Source organism: Kribbella deserti, assembly GCF_042434725.1.
In the GTDB taxonomy this organism is placed as follows: domain Bacteria; phylum Actinomycetota; class Actinomycetes; order Propionibacteriales; family Kribbellaceae; genus Kribbella; species Kribbella deserti.
The window spans coordinates 61,737-75,455 of the sequence record NZ_JBHLTC010000035.1 but is presented as its reverse complement, the minus strand read 5'-3'; the positions used below and the strand labels follow the sequence as shown (position 1 = coordinate 75,455).

10 protein-coding genes are annotated in these 13,719 nt (G+C 68.0%); 1 reads left to right on the top strand and 9 read right to left on the bottom strand.

Annotated features, from left to right (window positions below):
• The first annotated feature begins 23 nt into the window (after positions 1–23).
• Positions 24–887, top strand: coding sequence for a hypothetical protein (locus ACFFGN_RS25915; RefSeq protein WP_380052435.1), 864 nt, complete (start codon positions 24–26; stop codon positions 885–887).
• A gap of 87 nt (positions 888–974) precedes the next feature.
• Here the strand turns inward: ACFFGN_RS25915 and ACFFGN_RS25910 are convergent, their stop codons facing one another.
• The 9 genes from ACFFGN_RS25910 to ACFFGN_RS25870 form a co-directional block, all read right to left on the bottom strand.
• Positions 975–3,455 (bottom strand): alpha-mannosidase, encoded by a 2,481-nt coding sequence (locus ACFFGN_RS25910; protein ID WP_380052433.1) that lies wholly within the window; start codon positions 3,453–3,455, stop codon positions 975–977.
• Entirely contained in the window at positions 3,452–4,066 is a 615-nt protein-coding gene (locus ACFFGN_RS25905; protein WP_380052431.1) for a D-sedoheptulose-7-phosphate isomerase, read from the bottom strand. Before ACFFGN_RS25905 ends, ACFFGN_RS25910 begins: the two co-directional genes overlap by 4 nt.
• On the bottom strand, positions 4,063–5,040 hold the full coding sequence (locus ACFFGN_RS25900; protein ID WP_380052429.1) for an ROK family protein: 978 nt from the start codon (positions 5,038–5,040) through the stop codon (positions 4,063–4,065). Before ACFFGN_RS25900 ends, ACFFGN_RS25905 begins: the two co-directional genes overlap by 4 nt.
• A 4-nt stretch (positions 5,041–5,044) precedes the next feature.
• On the bottom strand, positions 5,045–5,872 hold the full coding sequence (locus tag ACFFGN_RS25895) for a carbohydrate ABC transporter permease (protein ID WP_380052427.1): 828 nt from the start codon (positions 5,870–5,872) through the stop codon (positions 5,045–5,047).
• On the bottom strand, positions 5,872–6,783 hold the full coding sequence (locus tag ACFFGN_RS25890) for a carbohydrate ABC transporter permease (protein ID WP_380052425.1): 912 nt from the start codon (positions 6,781–6,783) through the stop codon (positions 5,872–5,874). Before ACFFGN_RS25890 ends, ACFFGN_RS25895 begins: the two co-directional genes overlap by 1 nt.
• A gap of 1 nt (position 6,784) precedes the next feature.
• Positions 6,785–8,152, bottom strand: a complete 1,368-nt coding sequence (locus tag ACFFGN_RS25885) for an ABC transporter substrate-binding protein (protein ID WP_380052423.1) — start codon at positions 8,150–8,152, stop codon at positions 6,785–6,787.
• A gap of 754 nt (positions 8,153–8,906) precedes the next feature.
• Positions 8,907–9,956, bottom strand: coding sequence for a LacI family DNA-binding transcriptional regulator (locus tag ACFFGN_RS25880; RefSeq protein ID WP_380052421.1), 1,050 nt, complete (start codon positions 9,954–9,956; stop codon positions 8,907–8,909).
• A 25-nt stretch (positions 9,957–9,981) separates the two neighbouring features.
• Positions 9,982–11,745 (bottom strand): alpha-amylase family protein, encoded by a 1,764-nt coding sequence (locus tag ACFFGN_RS25875; protein ID WP_380052419.1) that lies wholly within the window; start codon positions 11,743–11,745, stop codon positions 9,982–9,984.
• 15 nt (positions 11,746–11,760) lie between these two features.
• Positions 11,761–13,554, bottom strand: a complete 1,794-nt coding sequence (locus ACFFGN_RS25870; protein WP_380052417.1) for an MBL fold metallo-hydrolase — start codon at positions 13,552–13,554, stop codon at positions 11,761–11,763.
• Positions 13,555–13,719: the final 165 nt, after the last annotated feature.

Sequence of the window (13,719 nt, the reverse complement as noted above, 5' to 3'; positions counted from 1 at the left end):
CGCCCCAAGGAGCCGAACACCGCATGCCGTACAGCCTGGACGTCCTGGCCTATCCGAACGGCACCTTCGCCATGGTGGCGATGGACCAGCGGGAGAGCCTGCGCACGATGCTCGCCGAGCACGGTCGCGCCGACGGGCCGGAATCGATCACCGCGTTCAAGGCGGCCGTCGCGGACACGCTGGCGCCGCTGGCCTCGGGCTTCCTGATCGACCAGGGGTACGACGCGCTGCGGCCGCCGGGCATCGGGCGGATCCTGGCCGTGGACCAGCTGACCCAGGAACGCGGCGGCGGTGTCACCGATACCCACCTGGACGAGTCGATCGACCCGCGCCAAGCCCGCCAAGACGGGTACGTCGCGCTCAAGCTGCTGGTCATCTGGAAGCGCGACGACCAACAGCGCAGGCGGCTCGAAATGGCCGAGGAGTTCGTTTGGCGTTGTGCCGAGGCCGGGCTGTTGTCCGTACTGGAACCGGTGGTTCAGCCCGCGCCGGGTGAGGACGACTTCGACCTGGACAGCGCGATCGTCGAGGCCGCGTGGTCGCTCGGTCCGGTGCGCCCCGATCTGTACAAGGCACAGGTGCCCAGCCGTGGCATCGGTGATCCGGCCGAGATCGTGAAGACCTGTGAGCAATTGACCGAGACTCTCAGCGGACCTTGGGTGGTCCTGTCCAACGGCGTGGCCCGGGACGACTTCCCCCGGGCGGTCGAGCTGGCCTGCGCGGGCGGCGCCTCGGGCACGTTGGCCGGCCGCGCGCTCTGGACCCCCGCGCTCGAGGCCGACGATCCCCGCCCGGTGCTGGCCGGCCCTTGCCGCCAGCGCCTGACCGAGATCGCCGACCTGGTACGTCGTACCGCCCGCCCCTGGCACGAAGCCGTCATGCCGTAAGGCCGAAACCCCGGGGCCGATCAAGGCCGAAACCCCGGGGCCGATCAAGGCCGAAACCCCGGGGCCGATCAAGGCCGAAAGACCCAATCAGGGACGGACCCCGGCAGGAAGCGTGCCAGGGATCCACTCCAGCAGGTCCAGTTCGACCGGTACGGCGTCAGGGGCGGACGGCAGCAGCAAGGTCTTGATCTCACCCGCGCCGAACCGCACCGGGAACTCCCGGCCCAGGAACGGCACCGCGATCTTCACCTTCGCCGGTGCACCCGTCGTCTCGTACGCGCGCAGTACCACCGAGCCCGTGTCGTCCTCGTCGTGCTTGAGCACCGACACCACCACCTGGTCCGCACCATCCCCGGACACCGAGCAGTACGACGCGCTCTCCGGGAGCGGTCCGTCGTGGAAGCACTCGATCAACGGCGTCACCGGCTGGTTCAGTTCCGCGGCGGCCCGCACCACCCCGGCCGCGCGCCAATCCCCGGCATGCGGTTGGAGGCGGTACCGGAACCGCTGGATGCCCTGGTCCAGGTACTCGTACACGCCGTCGTCCGTGAGCTGATGCGGATCGTGCCACGCGTAAACCGGCGACCGGGCGCAGGTCATCGCCAGGACGGGCCGTCCCGGCACCGAGCCGTCCACCGCGAACGAGTACTTCCCGTCGTTCAGCACCGCCACTCCGCCCTGCCGCCCCGATACATCCACCCAGGCCTGGCTCGGCACCTCCTGCCGGTTGGTCTCGCGGACGAGATGGCCGTACGGGATCTCGTGAGTGGCCTCCGCGTCGTCGAGCGCGAAGGGGAAACACAGCTTGAAGGCCTTCAGCTGTTCGCGCCAGTCGAGCGTGACCCGCACCTCCACGGCGGCAGCGCCCGCGTCCAGGACGAACTCCTCGATCAGGGTGGATCGCCCGTACGCCGATTCGACCCGCACGACCTGGCGAACGGGCCCGTCCCAGGTACGCCGTACCGAGGTGACTTCGAACGAGTCGGATGTCCGCCACAGCGAACGCACGCCGTGGCTCCAGGTGTCGGTGTCGTCGTCGATCACCTGCGCGTGCGGTACGGCGTTGCGGCGCTTCGCCGGCAGCAGGTTGGTCCCGTCCGGGCCGGTCAGTTCGCGCAGCCAGCCGGTCTTCGGATCGACCTCGGCCGACACGATGCCGTTGTCCAACCGGAAGTGCTGCTCGGCCGGCAGACCCAGGTGGTACGTTCCCTCGCCCGGTCGCATCGTGTAGAGCTGGTATCCGAGCGGAGGTAGCGAGGCGGCGAAGGCCACCCGGCGACGCCCGTTCGAGCTGGCGGCCGAACGGATCTCCTGGGCCTGCAACCGCTGTCCATGCAGGCCTTCGAAGACGGCGATCGAACCGCGCAGGGGGTACGGATAGCCGAGCTCGAGTTCGACCGTGGCCCGGACCGGCCAGGGATGCGGGTTGAACACGGCCACCGGCATCATGCGTTCCTCGGCCGGGATGTCGATCTGCCGGGCGATGGACTGGATCGAGCGATTGGCCAGACGCGCCGCGATCGACTTGGCCTCGCCGAGCTGGTCGCGCGCGTCCTCGTAGGCGGGCGCGATCGCCGTACCGGCCGCGATGTCGTGGAACTGGTTGAACAGCACCTGCTTCCACGCATGCCCGAGTTCGGCCGTGGCCTCCGGCATGCCGCCGATGGAACCGGCGATCGTGCACCACTTCTCGGCGGCGAGCAGTTGCTGTTCGGCCAGCCGGTTCTGGCGTTTGACCTCGGAGTGGGCGGCGTAACAGCCGATGGCGTGCGGTTGCAGTTCGGTGCGGTGGACCGGGATCTCGGGATTGGCCCGGACCTCGTCGAAGAACCGCCGGGCGCTGGACGGGAACATCTCGGGGAACAGGTCGCGCTCGGCCAGCTGCTTCATCGACTCGATGTTCTCGATCGTCGGCCCGCCGCCGTGATTGCCGACGCCGTAGAACACCATCAGCGGTTCGGTGGTGACCGGCAACTGCTGCAGGGCCTTCGTGACATGGCCGGAGATCTCCCCGGCCGGCGAGCAATACTCGTGCGGGATCCGGTAGGCCAGCACGCGGGAGCCGTCGGCGGATTCCCACCAGAACAGGGGTGCGGGCAGTTCCCGTTCGTGCGCCTGCGGGCGGAGGAACGCGTACGAATCGAGGCGGGACTTCTTCAGCAGTTGCGGCAGCGTCGCGTTGTGGCCGAAGGGATCAACGTTGCAGCCGACGGTTGCGATCGTGCCCAGGTTCTCCGCGAGCCAGCGCTGCGAGTACAACGCGTGCCGGGCGAAGGACTCACCGCCGGGCAGATTGCAGTCGGGTTCGACCCACCAGCCGCCGACGATCTCGAACCGCTTCTCCGCGACCCGCTTGCGGATCCGGTCGAACAGGCCCGGATCGTGTTCGGCGATCCAGCTGAAGTAGGCCACCGAGTCGGCGGTGAAAACGTAGTCCGGATACTCGTCCATCCGGTCCAGCGCCGACCGGAAGGTGGCCCGGACCTCTTGGTAGCCCTCCTGCCACTGCCAGAGCCAGACGGCGTCGATATGGGCATTGCCGATCATGTGCAGGGGTCCACGGCTCATGGATGCGGGCTGTCTCTCTGTGGGGGATCGGTTGCGGCCGCCCAACGGTCGACCAGTTCGCTGATCAAGTGCAGCGCGAGTAGGTGCATCTCCTGAATGCGGGCGGTCTCTTCCGCCGGAACCACCACCGCCAGGTCGGCGGACCGCGCGAGCGCCTGGCCCCGGCTGGAGGTGAACGCCACCGAGCAGGCGCCGTTCGTTCGCGCCGCCGCGAGGCCATTCACCACGGTAGGTGAGGTGCCGGAAGTGGTGAAGCCAATGACGATGTCCTGCGGGCGGACCAGCGCACGAACCTGGCGGGCGAATACGTCGTCGTACGAGTAGTCGTTCGCGATACAGCTCACCACGGCAGCGTCGCCGATCAGGGCCACCGCGGGCAGTGGGCGTCGTTCGCGCAGGTAGCGGCCGATCAGCTCGCCGACCAGGTGTTGCGCGTCCGCGGCGGAGCCGCCGTTGCCGTAGGTGTAGAGGATTCCGCCGCCGTCGAGCCGGCGGATCAGCTCGTCCGCGACGGCCTGGATGGCCGGGAGCTGGTCGCGAAGCGCGGTGGTGACCTCATGATGGCGCTCCAGTTGCCGCACGAGGATGTGGTCGACGTGCAACTCCGTCACGCGCCCTCACTCCGCTCAAGGTGGTGGAAGGCGATCGCGGCGGCGCCGAGGACGCCGACGGTGTCACCATGGCCGCTCAACGCCACGTCACAGGCCTTGGCCGCCGGGAGCATCGCCTGCCGCAGCGCGCCTTCCCGGACCGGGTCGAGCAGATGGCCGCCGGCCCGGGTCACCCCGCCGCCGAGCACCACGAGTTCCGGCTCCCAGACGTTGATGAGTACGGCGACCGTGCGAGCCAGGATCGCGGTGGTCTCGTCCCAGATCGCCCGGGCCAACCGATCACCCGCCCGGGCATGAGTGACCACCTCGCGTGCCGTGATCGCGGGCAACCCGGCCAGCGAGGACGCCGGATCCGCTTGCCGGGCTTCCTCGGCGCGGCGGGCGATCGCCGTACCGGAGACGTAGGCCTCCGCGCACCCGCGCGCGCCACAACCGCACTCACGTCCTTGCCAGTCGACCACCACGTGACCGAGTTCGCCGCCTTGCCCGGCCGCGCCGCGGAACAACTCGCCATCGAGGATGACGCCACCACCGAGGCCCGTCGAGACGGTGAGATAGACCAGACTGCGCACGTTCCACCCGCCCCAGCGGTACTCCCCGAGCGCGGCGGCACTCGCGTCGTTCTCGACGTACGCCGGCCGGCCGAACCGCTCCGCCATCAACGGCCCGAGCGGTACGTCGTACCAGCCGGGCAGTCCCGGCGGCCCGAGGATCGTGCCGGTACCGGGATCGAGTGGCCCGCCGCAGCCGATGCCCAAGGCAACAACATCATTGCCTGTGACACCTGCTTTGTTGCCCAGAGCAGCTGCGGACCGCAACGCCTCGTGGCCAAGCTCGGTCAGGCGGTCGACCACTGTCGCCGGACCGTCGTCGATGCCGGTCGGCGCGGTCACGAACGACAGCGCGTGCCCGTCGGGCGTGACCACGCCGGCGGCGAGTTTGGTGCCACCGACATCGAGTGCGAGAACGGTCATCGGCTCAGCCCTTCTGCGCGCTCGTCGCGACCCCGTCGAGGATGTGCCGCTGCCCGAGCGCGAACAGAATGATCATCGGCACGGTCGCGATCACGCTGGCCGCCATCGCGATCTCCCAGTGGTACTCACCGGACAACGCGAACGCGTCGACGATCTGTTTCAGGCCGCGCGGCATCGTGAAGTACTCCGGCGTCTGCAGGTAGATCAGCGGTTTCATCAGGTCCGACCAACTCGCCTGCAACTCGAAGATGAACACGATCACCAGCGCCGGACGGCACAACGGCAACGCGATCCGCCGCCACAAGCCGAAGAACGTACAGCCGTCGACCCGGGCCGCCTCGAACAACTCCCGCGGAATGCCGAGGAAGAACTGCCGCAACAAGAAGATGTAGAACGCCGAGCCGAACAGGTTCTGCGCCCACAACGGGACCTGGGTGTCGATGAAACCGAGCTTGTTCCAGATCAGATAGACCGGAATCATCGTCACCGCGCCGGGCAGCATCATCGTCGCGAGCACCAGCCCGAAAAGCACGTTCCGCAACGGGAACCGGAAGTACGCGAAGCCGAACGCGACCAGCGCGCTCGACAAGGTGACGGCGATCGCGGCCATCAGGCCGACCATGATCGAGTTCAGCAGCCACTGCAGAACCGGCGCGACCGTCCAGACCTCGACATAGTTCTGCGGCTGGAACACCTCCGGGATCAGCCGATTGTCGAACACCTGCGACTTGGGCTTGAACGAAGCGGTGATCAGCCAGACCAGCGGATAACAGAACGCGAAGGTGGCCAGCGTGAGCCCGAAGTAGAAGGGCAATCGTTTCACCTGCTGCATCAGTCCCGGCCTCCTTCGTAGTACACGAAGCGATTACCGAGCCGCAGCTGGATCGCCGTGACGATCAGGATGATCACGAACAACAGCCAGGCCATCGCGGAGGCGTAGCCCATCTTGAAGAACTGGAAGGCGTTCTGGAACAGGTACACCATGTAGACCAGTGACTCTTCCGAGGCAGTGGCTTTCTGTTGTGGCCCGTAGAACATCGTGTAGGCCTGGTCGAACATCTGCAGCGCGGCGATGGTGTTCGTGATGATCGTGAAGAACAGTGCGCCCGAGATCATCGGCAAGGTGATCTTGAGGAAGCGGGTCACCGGCCCGGCGCCGTCGATCGACGCCGCCTCGTACAGCTGCGGTGGCACGTTCTTCAGCGCGGCCAGGTAGATCACGATCGTGCCGCCCATGCTCCACAGGCTGACCATCGCGATCGACGGTTTGAGCCAGGCCGGGTCGGTGGTCCAGTTCGGCCCCTGGATCCCGACCCAGCTCAGCACCTCGTTGACCAGCCCGCGCTGTCCGTTCAGCAACAACAGGAACATCGCCGCCGCGGCCACTGCCGGCGTCATCACCGGCAGGTAGAACGCCGTCCGGAAGAAGCCCGCCGCTCGGCCGACCCGATTCAGCATCATCGCCAGGCCGAGCGCGACCACCGTTCCGGTCGGGATGAAGATCAGCGCGTAGATGAACGTGTTCATCAGCGACTTCGCGATCCGCGGGTCCTCGATCAGCTGACGGTAGTTGTCGGCGCCGACGCCGCGCGGCGCCCGGATCATCTCGTAGTCGGTGAACGACAGCACCAGGCTGGCGATCATCGGTCCCGCGGTGAAGATCAGGAAGCCGATCACCCAGGGCGAGACGAACAACCAGGCGGCGCGGTTCTCACCCCGGGCGAGCCCACTTCCTCGCGCCACCTCAGCCGCCCTGCTGGGCCTTGTCGAAGGCGGTCTTCGCCTCCTGCTGCGCCTGCGCCAGCGCCGCGGCCGGGGTGGCCTGTCCCGCGAGCGCCTTGGCCACGGCGTTCTTCCAGGCGGCGTCGATCTCCGAACCGGCCGACGACGGGTTGAGCGGCTTCGCGATGTCCAGCGTGGCGTAGTAGTTGTTGATGGCCTGGTCGAATCCGGCGTTGCCCACGGGCTTGAGGTACTTCGCCTTGATCTCCTCGTCGGCGGTCTTGTTGCCGGTGAAGAGCCCGGTGAAGAAGCTCTTGTCCTTGCGTACGGTCTCCATCCGCGCGTCCGCCGCCTTGTGCCAGGTCTCGACCGAGGTCATCGTCTTCGCCCACTTGCAGGCGGCGTCGAAGTTCTTCGCACCCTTCGGAATCACCCAGGCCGAACCACCGACCGTGCTGATCGGCTGCCCCTTGCGGTCGGTGAACATCGTCGACTGCAGCTCGAGCCCGTTCTTCATCGAATCGCGCAGCACGTTCACGTACCAGTTCTCGATCGGCATCACGCCGAGCTGGTCCTGGGTGAACTGGTTCTTCTCACCGAACACGTCGAAGGTGTCGCGGAACGTCTTGAAGTTCGACCAGCCACCCTGGTCCTGAACCAGCTTGATCGTGTAGGTCAGCGCCTCGACCGCCAGCGGGTCGTCGAGGTTGGGCGTGCCGTCGGGCTTCACCAGCTCGGCGCCGTTGGCCATCGCCCACAGCGGAAAGAAGTCCGGCATGCGCGGGTCATACCCGATCCGGGACGGGCGTCCGCCCTTGTCGCGGTACAGCTTCTTGGCGGTCTGCTCCAGCTTGGCCCAGTCGGTGGTCTGGATATCGGCCGTCTGCACGCCTGCCGACTTGAGCGCCTTCGCGTTGATCAGGTTGACCGTGACCGTGTAGAACTCGGGAATGCCGTAGACCTTGTCCTTCAGCGTGACCTCGCGCATCGCGGCCTCGCGGTACTGACTGGTGTCGATCTCGTTGTTCTTGATGCAGTCGTCGAGCGGCTGGATCGCACCCTTGGCCGCGTACGTGCCGATCAGCGCCCGGGCCATGTAGGCCACGTCCGGCGGGTTCCCGCTCGAGACCGCCGTGAGGAACTGCTGGGCGTCGAAGTCACCCTTGTTGTTCTTCACCGTGACCCCGGAGTACGCCGCCTTGTACGCCGCGATCCGCGACTGGGCCACCTCGTCCTCGCCACTGAACCCCATCACCGCAAGGGTTCCGGAGGGCGTCGAGGAGGTGTCCCCACCTCCGCCACCCTTGTCGTCCCCACCGCCAACTCCCGCACAGGCGGTGAGGGCGAGCGCGGTGGTCACCAGTACTGCGGGCAGGCGGAGATGCTGCATGTGACGAGCTCCTAACCGGGTCAGGGCCGATCCAAGGGCCGATTGTGGCATCGTTGCCACAATGCGTCGCACGCTAAGTGCGCCCTCCACTCACCGTCAACCCCCAACCCCGCCTGACAACCTTTCCCCGCTCCCCGGACAGCGGCCACCGAGTCGGTATGGCGGCGGGGTCTCACGGCGTTGCGTCGGCCACGAGTCGGTACGGCGAGGGGTCTCACGTCGTTGCGTCGGCCATCAGCCGTACGGCGGCGGGAGCTCACGTCGTTGCGTCGATTGGTCTGTATTCGCTCGCCCCTGCGTACGGCGGCCCGCCGTGGTCGCCGATGTAGGCGGGCGAGTTCGAACGAATCGTCGCCTACTCCCGCCACGAACCACCAAGCCGGATATCCCGTCCGGCACCCGTCCCCCTGATAGCCCGCTGCCTCGGCTAATCCCGTGCGCTCCGCGCCGAGTTCTCCGGCCTCAAGCCTCGGCGGGTCTGGTCCCGTGGAGGCCCGGCCGGTCGCCCGCCCGCCCTGGTTCGACGCGGTCGGCCAGTCGTCGGCGGCAATCGCCCGCAAGTTTCAGGGGTCGACGTGCCAATTGGGGCGTCGACTTCTGAGACTTGACGAGCCAACCCCCCATTTCACACGTCGACCCGTGAAATGGCCGCCGTGAGCCGCCCCGGGCGGACGCGATGGCTAGCACCTCCGCGCACCGCGGGATGGCTAGCGCCTCGGGATGGGTGACCGCCTTCGGAAGGCCGACCGGGTGGTTATGGCGTGGGGGCGGGGCCCGTGGAGCCTCGGACTATCAGGCGTGGGGGTACTCGGATGATGCGGCGCTTTGCAGGCAGTTCGGCGCGGATTCGGGCGAGGAGGAGGCGGGCGCAGGAGCGGCCGAGTTCTACCGTGTGCTGGTCGATCGTTGTCAGGGCCGGCTGGACGAGCGACATCCACGGTACGTCGTCGTATGCCGCGAGGCTGATTCGTTGCGGGATCTTCAGCCGGCGGTCCTTCAGTTCGGCCAACGCGCCCTGGGCCAGCACGTTGTTCGCCGAGACGATGGCCGTTGGTGCCTGGGCGCGGAGCAGTTCACGGGTGGTCACTCGCGCGGCCTCGGCGTCGAAGCTCGTGAACGCCACCAACCCCTCGTCCAGGTCCAGCCCGGCCGCGGTATGGGCCGCGCGAAAACCCGCCAGCCGGCCGGCGCCGGTAGACCACTTGGTTTCGTCGATCAGCAGGCCGATCCGGGTATGTCCGAGGGCGATGAGGTGTTCGGTGAGCTCCCGCGCGCCCGCTTTGTTGTCGCTGAGTACGACGTCCACGCCCTGGCGCGGGAACTCCCGGTCGGCGCAGACCACATGGACCCCGTTCTCCTGCAGCATCCTCGGGCAGGCCGCGGTGACGGGGGTGACGATCACGCCGGGTACTCGCATGGCCAGCAGGGTCTCGGCCGCGCGCATTTCCTCGGCCGGGTCGCCGTTGTCGTTCACCAGCATCATCTGGTGACCTTCGGCGCGCAGCACTTCCTCGATGCCCGCGGCCAGGTCGGCGTAGAACGGGTTGCGCAGGTCGGAGATCAGTACGCCGATCGAGGTGGAGGTCCGGCTGCGCAGGTTGCGGGCATTGTGGTTCAGCACGTAGCCGATCCGCTCGGCCGCCTGCTGGACCCGCTCGCGTACGTCCGGGGAGGCATAACCCCGGGTGTGCAGCGCGCGTGAGACCGTCGACGGCGAGACGCCCGCCTCCCGGGCGACGTCCTGCACGGTGGGGCGCTTCGAGGCCGCCGCCGGGCTGCCCGAAGGCGACTGCCGACGGCTCATGCGCCGAAGTCTAGTGTCTTCGGACTCAGGACACTCGGGCTTCACCCCCCGAACCAGCCGCACGTGCCGTCCCCGTGGAACCGGCCGCACCAGCTCCAGCCGCTGCCCCGGCGGCGGAGAAGCGCTGCCAGCTGGACTGGATCGCGGCGAAGTCCTCCGGGCCGAAGTCGTACTGGTCGGTGTCGGTGCCGTCGACGTAGTACAGCGCCGGTACGCCGAGACCGTGCTGTACGTCGAGGTACGAGCGCCATTCCGCGTGGCTCGGCATCATCCAGCCGTCGGTGTCGATGCCGAGTTCGGGGCAGACGGCCTTCACCACGCCCGCGCGATACGTCATATGCCGCGCGACGTATCCCGGTTCGACCGCGTCCACCGCGCGCAGGACGTCGTTCAGCCGGATCATGTCGGTCACGTCGATGAAGGCCGGGTTCGGCGTGTGCGTGACCACCAGCGCGTCGGGTTTCACCCGTTTCGCGGCGGCGTACACGAGGCGGAGTTGCTCGTGCAGCAACGCCGTACCCCAGCGTGGTCCGGCGCCTTGCAACGAGCTGCCCGAGGGGGTCCGGGCGGTGAAGTCGACCTTGAAGCCGTCCGCGTCGAGACCGTCCGGCGACAGCATGTACTCGACCGCCTCGGTGATCAGCCGCGCGCACGCGGGCGAATCCGGGTCCAGCGCGACGGGATCACCCGCGGCGTCGAGCAGGCAGGCTTCGCGCGGCGCGCCTTCGGGGTCCCAGGCCTTCCACCACAGCAGCACCCGCTGGTCGTGCGAATGGCGTTCGGCGATCCATCCGCGCAGATCCGGCCATTTGCGCGGATCAGGACGGCAGGTGGCGTATTCGGCTTGCCATTTGTCGTCGACCACGACCGTCTGCGGATCGATGCCCTGGTCGCGCAACGCCGCCAGGAACCGGTCGTAGTTCAGCTGGGTCGCCAGCGGCTGCGGGTCCTGACCGGTACGGGCGCCGAGCGCGCACTGCGCACCCCATCCGCAGAAGATCGTGCCCTGCCACCACGCGGGCGCCGGCGCCGTACGACGTACCGGGGTGGCGCCGTACGAATCGTGCAAGGCGCGATGCCGGGCCAGCACGTGCTCCGGGTCCCGCCCGTCCAGGTGGATCACCAGCGGTGGCGTGGTGAACTGGCCTTCCACCGCAGTCTGGCCTTCGTAGTCGAGCCGCAGGCTGAAACCACCCGTCACCGGGGCGTACACGTAATTGGTGAACGTCTGCTGCTCGATCGGCGCTATCACGCTCAGCCCGAACCAGTGCGGCGACGGTTCGTCCGCCGCGTCCGGCGTGACCGCGAAACACCAAGGTGCCGGGCTGAACAGCCAGCGCTCGATGCCGGGTTCGCTGCCTTCGCCGCAGGGGCTGATCGTCGCCGGTTCGAGGGCGTCCCGGATCACGCGCGTCGGGTGATCCGGATTCGGCGAGTACGCCCGCCGCAGGCTGGACCCGCTGGGCAGGAACCCGCGCGGCGTACGTCGCCCACCGAGCAGGTGGACCTCGGTGAGCCGGCCCTGCCCGGTCACGGTGGTGGTCGACTCGATCCGGTCGGCCAGGAACCGGGTGGTCGTGGTCCGGGTCTCCCAGACCGTGCTCCGGCAGGTGGCGACGTACGTGCCGGGCGAGGTTTCGGTCACCTCGATGTCGCCGAAGGTCTCGTCCGGCCCGGCCAAAGTGTCGAGCGAGCCGTACAACCGGAGGCTGAACCACGGCCGTCCGTCGGGTCCGTGAACGGCCGCGTACGCCTTTTCGGCATGCACGTGCACGGTGTAGTTCCGCATGGATTCTCCTTGGGGTTAAAGAGAGACGTCGACCAGGGCCTCGCAGTGCTGACCGAGATACCGGCCGTCGAGCATCACCGTGGCCGCGATCCGGGCCCGTCGTACCGGGCGATCCACCGACGGCGTCACGGTGAACACGTCGCCTTCGGCCTGCCAGCGCCAGCCGTCCGGAACCACCAGGGCGAACTCGGCCTTCGAACCGGCCGGAACGGACGCGTCCACCCGCACCTGGAACGGCTCGCCGTCGCGGGCATCGATCCGGTACGGCGTAAGGCGGGCGTCGAATCCGTCGGCGAACACCGCGTCCTCCGGCGGCAGGAGATCCCGGTGTACCTCGGCGACCTCCCGGCCGAGGAGTACCAGCTCGTCCAGATATTCCGGTGTCACCAGCACCGGCTGCCAGTGGCCCGTGATCATCAGGTCCGGCTGGAGCCGCTGGTACAACTGGGCCGACGCGATGTAGTCGTTCGCCGAGAAGCCGTTGGCGTACTGGAAGTTCGGGATCTCGGGTTGCGCGCCCGGCACCCACGTCCCGGTCTGCTGGTCACCGGTCGCGACCACCCGCCGGCCGTCCGCCTCGAACGCGATGGCCGAGGCATACCGGGTGTGCCCGGGCAGCGCGTGCATGGACAGCTCGTACTCGCGCCAGCCGAAGGTGGTGCCGTCGTCGATCCGCCGGTCGCAGCGGACCGCGTCGTACCAAAGGCAGGGCAGGTCGTAGTCGCGCGGATTCTCCAGCACATCGGCCACGGGCGTGGCGGCCCACACCTCGGTGCCGTGCACGTCGCGCAGCAGGTTGAACGCCGCGATGTGGTCATCGTGGTAGTGCGTCGGTACGGCGACCTCGACCCGGTCGATCCCGTAGTCGCGGCGCAACACGTCCACACTCGGCAGCCAGGGCCGGACGGCGAACCGCTGACCGCCGACCGGAATGCCGGTGCTCAGGTCGTACCCGTAGTCGATCATCAGGGCGCTACCGGAATCGCTCAGCAACACGTACGACCGGGACTCGCTGGTCGCGTTCATCAGCAGGTGCGAGCTCAGCTCGACAAACGGGTGGTCCAGCCGATGCAGGATGTCGGTGGGGTAACCGAGCCGCACCTGGATCAGGTCGGCCAGCCGGTCCGTCGTACGGGCGACGGCGTCTTCCGGGTCTTCCATCGGGTCGCCGTGACTCGGCAGCAGAACGTCGGGCCCTTCGCGGCGCAGCAACTCCAGCGAGGCCATCGTGAGCGCCGCGCCTTCGAGGCCGACGTAGCTCCATTGCAGCGCGCTCGCGGACCAGACCTTGCCCGGGCTGTGGATGAGATCCCCGGTGAAAGCGAGCCGACGCCCGCCGAGGGAAACCAGATAACTGACACTGCCGGCGGTGTGACCAGGTGTCGGCAGGGTGGTGATGTCGAGCTGGCCGACGCGACGCGTTCGGTATTCGGGCATCGTGCCGTCGATGGGGACCGGCTCGAGCAAGGAGTACCGATCGGCTCTGAGGTCGTAGTTGTTGACGACGGAGCGTCGCTGCCAGTGGGTGCCGACATCGGCGATCAGATCCTGCTCCACCGGCGGTACCCAGATGCGGGCGCCGTGTGCGGCGAGTAGCGGCAGTCCCTCGGTCTGGTCGCGATGATGGTGCGTGACGATCACGTCGGTAACTCGATCCACGCCGAAATCGGCCAGTTGCGCCAGCCAGCGGCCCGATCCGGCGTCCACCGCGACGGCCGTTCTGTTGCCGGGATCGACCAGCAGATAGACCACACAGCAGTCGTCGATCGCGTAAACCTCCGGGCCGACGCGCCGGCTCTTCAACGCCATCTCAGCACCCTAAGTGGCGGTTGTGGGGGAAGAGCAAGACCGGCCTGGCAACGATTCCACTTTGCCGGCTGACCGCTCACCGGACGGCCGATCCGGAAGAAGCGCTACTCCACGTGTATGCGCCTCTCGCCGGGGTACCAGAGCGCCCGTTCCCGCCGGGAGGCC

Coding starts and splice junctions, on each gene's coding strand:
- ACFFGN_RS25915 (WP_380052435.1), top strand. CDS start 24: ATGCCGTACAGCCTGGACGTCCTGGCCTATCCGAACGGCACCTTCGCC.
- ACFFGN_RS25910 (WP_380052433.1), bottom strand. CDS start 3,455: ATGAGCCGTGGACCCCTGCACATGATCGGCAATGCCCATATCGACGCC.
- ACFFGN_RS25900 (WP_380052429.1), bottom strand. CDS start 5,040: ATGACCGTTCTCGCACTCGATGTCGGTGGCACCAAACTCGCCGCCGGC.
- ACFFGN_RS25895 (WP_380052427.1), bottom strand. CDS start 5,872: ATGCAGCAGGTGAAACGATTGCCCTTCTACTTCGGGCTCACGCTGGCC.
- ACFFGN_RS25885 (WP_380052423.1), bottom strand. CDS start 8,152: ATGCAGCATCTCCGCCTGCCCGCAGTACTGGTGACCACCGCGCTCGCC.
- ACFFGN_RS25880 (WP_380052421.1), bottom strand. CDS start 9,956: ATGAGCCGTCGGCAGTCGCCTTCGGGCAGCCCGGCGGCGGCCTCGAAG.
- ACFFGN_RS25875 (WP_380052419.1), bottom strand. CDS start 11,745: ATGCGGAACTACACCGTGCACGTGCATGCCGAAAAGGCGTACGCGGCC.
- ACFFGN_RS25870 (WP_380052417.1), bottom strand. CDS start 13,554: ATGGCGTTGAAGAGCCGGCGCGTCGGCCCGGAGGTTTACGCGATCGAC.